8 protein-coding genes are annotated in these 4,280 nt (G+C 45.7%); 5 read left to right on the top strand and 3 right to left on the bottom strand.

Features of this window, described 5'->3' with window-relative positions:
• Positions 1 to 20: 20 nt before the first annotated feature.
• The 3 genes from NQ012_RS12690 to NQ012_RS12700 all read right to left on the bottom strand — a co-directional run bounded on the left by NQ012_RS12690 (position 21) and on the right by NQ012_RS12700 (position 849).
• On the bottom strand, positions 21 to 362 hold the full coding sequence (locus NQ012_RS12690) for a hypothetical protein (RefSeq protein WP_257067938.1): 342 nt from the start codon (positions 360 to 362) through the stop codon (positions 21 to 23).
• Between the two features lie 81 nt (positions 363 to 443).
• The gene (locus NQ012_RS12695; protein WP_257067939.1) at positions 444 to 644 is read right to left on the bottom strand and encodes a hypothetical protein; all 201 of its coding nucleotides are present in this window, start codon (positions 642 to 644) and stop codon (positions 444 to 446) included.
• Between the two features lie 19 nt (positions 645 to 663).
• Positions 664 to 849: a hypothetical protein gene (locus NQ012_RS12700; RefSeq protein WP_257067940.1), complete on the bottom strand. Its 186-nt coding sequence runs from the start codon at positions 847 to 849 to the stop codon at positions 664 to 666.
• Positions 850 to 1,195: 346 nt separating this feature from the next.
• Here NQ012_RS12700 and NQ012_RS12705 point away from each other — a divergent pair, with 346 nt between their 5' ends.
• The 5 genes from NQ012_RS12705 to NQ012_RS12725 all read left to right on the top strand — a co-directional run.
• A complete protein-coding gene (locus NQ012_RS12705; protein WP_257067941.1) occupies positions 1,196 to 2,617 on the top strand; it encodes a replication initiation factor domain-containing protein in 1,422 nt (473 codons plus the stop codon).
• Between the two features lie 4 nt (positions 2,618 to 2,621).
• On the top strand, positions 2,622 to 2,948 hold the full coding sequence (locus NQ012_RS12710) for a hypothetical protein (RefSeq protein ID WP_257067942.1): 327 nt from the start codon (positions 2,622 to 2,624) through the stop codon (positions 2,946 to 2,948).
• Between the two features lie 60 nt (positions 2,949 to 3,008).
• On the top strand, positions 3,009 to 3,227 hold the full coding sequence (locus NQ012_RS12715; RefSeq protein ID WP_257067943.1) for a major capsid protein: 219 nt from the start codon (positions 3,009 to 3,011) through the stop codon (positions 3,225 to 3,227).
• A 10-nt stretch (positions 3,228 to 3,237) separates the two neighbouring features.
• Positions 3,238 to 3,513: a hypothetical protein gene (locus NQ012_RS12720; RefSeq protein WP_257067944.1), complete on the top strand. Its 276-nt coding sequence runs from the start codon at positions 3,238 to 3,240 to the stop codon at positions 3,511 to 3,513.
• Positions 3,514 to 3,585: 72 nt separating this feature from the next.
• Positions 3,586 to 4,280, top strand: a 695-nt coding sequence (locus NQ012_RS12725) for a hypothetical protein (protein ID WP_257067945.1), incomplete at its 3' end; no start/stop codon positions are given.

Consider the following 4,280-nt stretch of genomic DNA (forward strand, 5'->3'; position numbering starts at 1 on the left):
ATTATGCGAAATAGCATAGGCTACTTATTCCGCCGCCAGCCATGGCGGTATCCTCTGGCAGTGGCCGCTATGCTCATGCGTGCGCCTATGGTTTTGATTAAGGCGTCAAAGTAGACATCTTTGACAAGGTCTTTTTCGTGGGCTTTGGCCGTCGGATAAGCAAGCGCGGCAAGGATTTCCAGTGGGTCTATTTGTAGGGTTTTGGCGATTATCAGACATTCGGCAAAGCTTAATTTCAGACGGCCTTTTCGGATTTGGCTGATGCGGCTGCTGCTGGTTTGCCATTTTTGGGCAAGCTTGTAATCGGTGCGTATGCTAGCCATGTTTTTGTACATATCCAGCCATTGGCTTTGAGATTGCATAATAAAAACAACCGCTTATGTGATAATAAGCGGTTATTTTATTCGGGCGCCCTATTTCGGGCAAGACTGTGCAAATGTACCTTATCGAAACATGCGTTTTAGATCGCTTTCTAGTTGTTGGATGTCGCTACGGAAATCCCAAACGGTATAAGCGGCATAAATGCTTGTGCCTGCGATGATGATTAGGCATGCCAAGATGGCTTGCAGCAGTCTTAGGCCCTGCTCCCATCTGATGTATTCGCCTCGTTTGGGTTGCTTCCACCAGTCTTCTTTTTCAGTCATGACGTTTCCTTTCTGTTGTTTATTTAATGTGTATTTCGCCGTTATCTTTGACTTCGGCTCTTTCTAATGCTTCGTCTAGTAGCTTGTGTGCTAGTTCACTGTCTTTAAGAGGTTGCCTGCCAAGTTGTACAAGTTTCCGGTTGATGTTTATGGCAAGTCTTCTTAATGATTCTCGCTGATTCTCTTTAATTCTAAGGCTTTGCATTTTTTTTCCTTTCTGTATGCATTTTGTGCAACAGTTTCCATGTTTGCAAGTAACTTGTTATTGCGTATATATGTAAACTTGTGTATATTCGGCATAAATGTTTACATGTATACAAATAATTTTCAAATGTTGCAAAAATGAAAAAATCGAAAATCTACGAAATCATAACTCCTGTATCTGATGCGGATGCCACTTATCAGCTTCGGTACATTTTGAACAAATTCGATTATCTGAATTTGTGCCAAGTGGAATCTTTTGCAGAAGCTGTTTTTGAATACGAGCGGCATTGCAAAACCTGTTCCGCCCCTTTGCGTGTCATTAGCCGTTCTGAAGTCGAGTGATAAAAATGAAAACTCCGATTTATTCCGAAAACTCCATTGCCGCCCAACGTGCCAAAGCTGCTTTAAGCAAAATGGCCGACTTATGCCAACAGCAACAGGCACAATCAACGGCAGATAATCCCCCCACTAGTAACACGGGGGGACAAGCCAAAAGCGAAGGGTACACCGTACTAGTGAGCGTCAACGGCGAAATAAAAGAAGTCTTATTAAAACGGGGTAAATCAACAGCGGCATTTATTGATACCTTGACTGTGTCATTCCCTGAATCCGTTTTTGTTCGTGATGACCAATTGGGAACGGAAGAAGAAATAGCGGCCAACGCATCGGCGGAAATTGCGGAAATTTTTGGCTTTGGTCTCCTGTGTAAAAATAGCGGTGGTCGAAACGGCTATAAAGTTAGCTATCATATGGGTACTGACACCGAAAACTATGGATTTTTTGCGTCAGGTGGAAGAAATCAAAGGGATACCGTTTGTTTATTTCTTACAGGTGTTGGATTGACTGCTGCTCTTGATGGCTGGGAGCAGCGTTTATATGACTTCATTAAGGCGCGCGCCCCTTACGCAAAAATTACACGCTGCGATTTGGCGCATGACTTTTTAAACGGTGAGTACACCCCCGAAAAGGCTTTGTCCGAATGGGAACAAGGGCTTTATACGTCAAGAAGCACTAAACCTATTGCCGAAATGGTCGGCGGCGACTGGCTCCAGTATCGCGGTACAGGCAAGACACTTTATATCGGTTCGCGTAAAAACGCTTCCCGCTTTGTTCGTATCTACGAAAAAGGCAAGCAATTAGGCGATTCCGATAGTCCTTGGGTGCGTGTTGAGCTTGAATTGCACAATCGGGACATTGTGATACCGCATGACATATTAATAAATGCAGGTCAATATCTAACGGGCGCATTCCCCGCGTTTGAAAGTCTTTTTTTTTCCTACCAAGAAACTCCCGCAAAAGCACAACGGGTTGAAAAACAAAAGGATATAAGCGCGGAACACGTTTTAAAGTACGCATCAATGCAAACTGCGCCTGCTATCGTGATGCTTGAGCGTATGGGTCTTGAGCCTGAACAGATTATAGAAACACTCAAAAACGGCCATACCGATATGCCCAAGCGTTTAAGCCCTGCTGCGTTTGATTGTGCAACAGAAAATCTGATTTATATCCATCAGTTCAGCCGTTTGCCTTCAGGCATTGAAAGGGTTATGGCGGATTTGGATGTTGAATTGGGCAATGTACAAAGAATGAAGCATAGAACTTATGACGAATATAGGGCATTGGCAGACAAGCAATATTTGAATGAACAATTTGGAAGTACGGCGGGTAAGTCGTCTAAGGCATGGTCTGAAGATGATTACCTGCTCTATATGTGGCGTAAGCACAGAACGCCTGATTTTTTGTTAAACCGTAATATGAAAGGTAACTAAAGAAATGAAAGCAACATTACGTAAGGTAACGTGGAATAAAGGCCAAACGGAAAGCGGCGTAGCCTATGACTACACCCGCGTATTTATAGAAGTGCCCGTTTATGACGCATCGGCAAAGGAATTCGGTTACGACACCATGCAATGTGAGTACGGCGATGAATCTAAGCATGCTGAATTGCTCCATTTGCGCGGTCAACTGCCGATTGAAGTAGATATAGATATTGTGCCGGTTAAAAAAGGCTCGCAAGTGCTTCAGCAAGTCCGCTCTATGCGTGTCATTGAGCAGCCGCCGAAAACGCAAGGTGTCCGCCCTGCCATTGAAAACAAATGATTTTAAGGGCTGGTCGCTTGCCCCCGAAAGCGTCTTATTCACTTAATGAAAGGTAATATCATGAAAAACATCAATGTATTGAAAAAACGCGGTTCTAAGGTCGTTCTGCTGGCCGCTGCTCCGTTGGCTTTTGCTGCTCAAGCCTATGCCGCAATTCCTGAAACCGCTAAGACTTCTATTGAGTCTGCAAAGACCGACGGTTTGGAATTGGGCTGGATTGTGGTGGGCGTTTTCGCGTCGATTTTCGTTATCTCCATTGCCAAGCGTCTCTTGCGATAAGGTTTGAATAATGTACTACCAAGTTGGTAATAGATGTTTGGAACAAGCCCAGGCTGAAAACGTTTATTTCAGCTTGGTAGTACCCCAAATAAACCAAAACGGGGAATTACTCAAGCCTGAATATACGGGGTCGTCTTGGCAAATGAACGGCATAACATTAAAAGCCGCTCTTCCTGAATGCAGTCCGCTCGATAACGTTGAAAGCGGTTTAGAGGTAGGCTGGTTGCTTTTGGGCGTTATGGCTTCAGTCTATTTCGTTTCCATCTCTAAGGGGTTTTTGAAATGATGGATTTTTATTTTTTCTTGGGTGTCGCCGTTCCCGTCTTGATTGGTGCAATGATTTTCAAGGATTGATTCCATGTTAAAAAAGTGGATTTTTGCGGTTTTGGCCGCTCTTTTTTTGTCTGTCGCGTATGCAGATGACAAGGAAGATGCGGCCTATTCTATGGCTGTAAGTTTTTGCCGGAATAAATCTGATACACACGCGGTAAGTGTTTCAGGCATTCAATATCTTTGCTCGGCGTTAAAAGATAAGACTATGGTCGATAAGTACGGCGGTGAGTATGAGTATTTAAGGCGCGGTTTTCGATGCTATGGCGGTATCGTCTGCTCTTTGGATTCGCCGGAATCTTCTAATGTTGGAAATGTCGGCGTTTGGAAAAAGCGGTTTTGTATTGGCAATTGGTGCGTTTACTCTCCTACTAACTTAACTCGGAAATCGTCAGAGTTACAGTTTGTTGGCCTTAATGAAGCAGTGGCCAAATACGAAAACCAAAACGGTGGCGGCAACCCGTCCAGCCCGTCAAACGGTGGCGGCAACCCGTCCAGCCCGTCAAACGGTGGCGGCAACCCGTCCAGCCCGTCAAACGGCGGCGGCAACCCGTCCAGCCCGTCAAACGGTGGCGGCAACCCGTCCAGCCCGTCAAACGGTGGCGGCAACCCGTCCAGCCCGTCAAATGGCGGCGGCAACCCGTCCAGCCCGTCAAACGGCGGCGGCAACCCGTCCAGCCCGCCAAGCGGAAACCCGTCCAGCCCGCCAAGCGGAAACCCGTC

The sequence above is a fragment of the Neisseria dentiae genome (assembly GCF_024580525.1).
GTDB classification, from domain to species: Bacteria; Pseudomonadota; Gammaproteobacteria; order Burkholderiales; family Neisseriaceae; genus Neisseria; species Neisseria dentiae_A.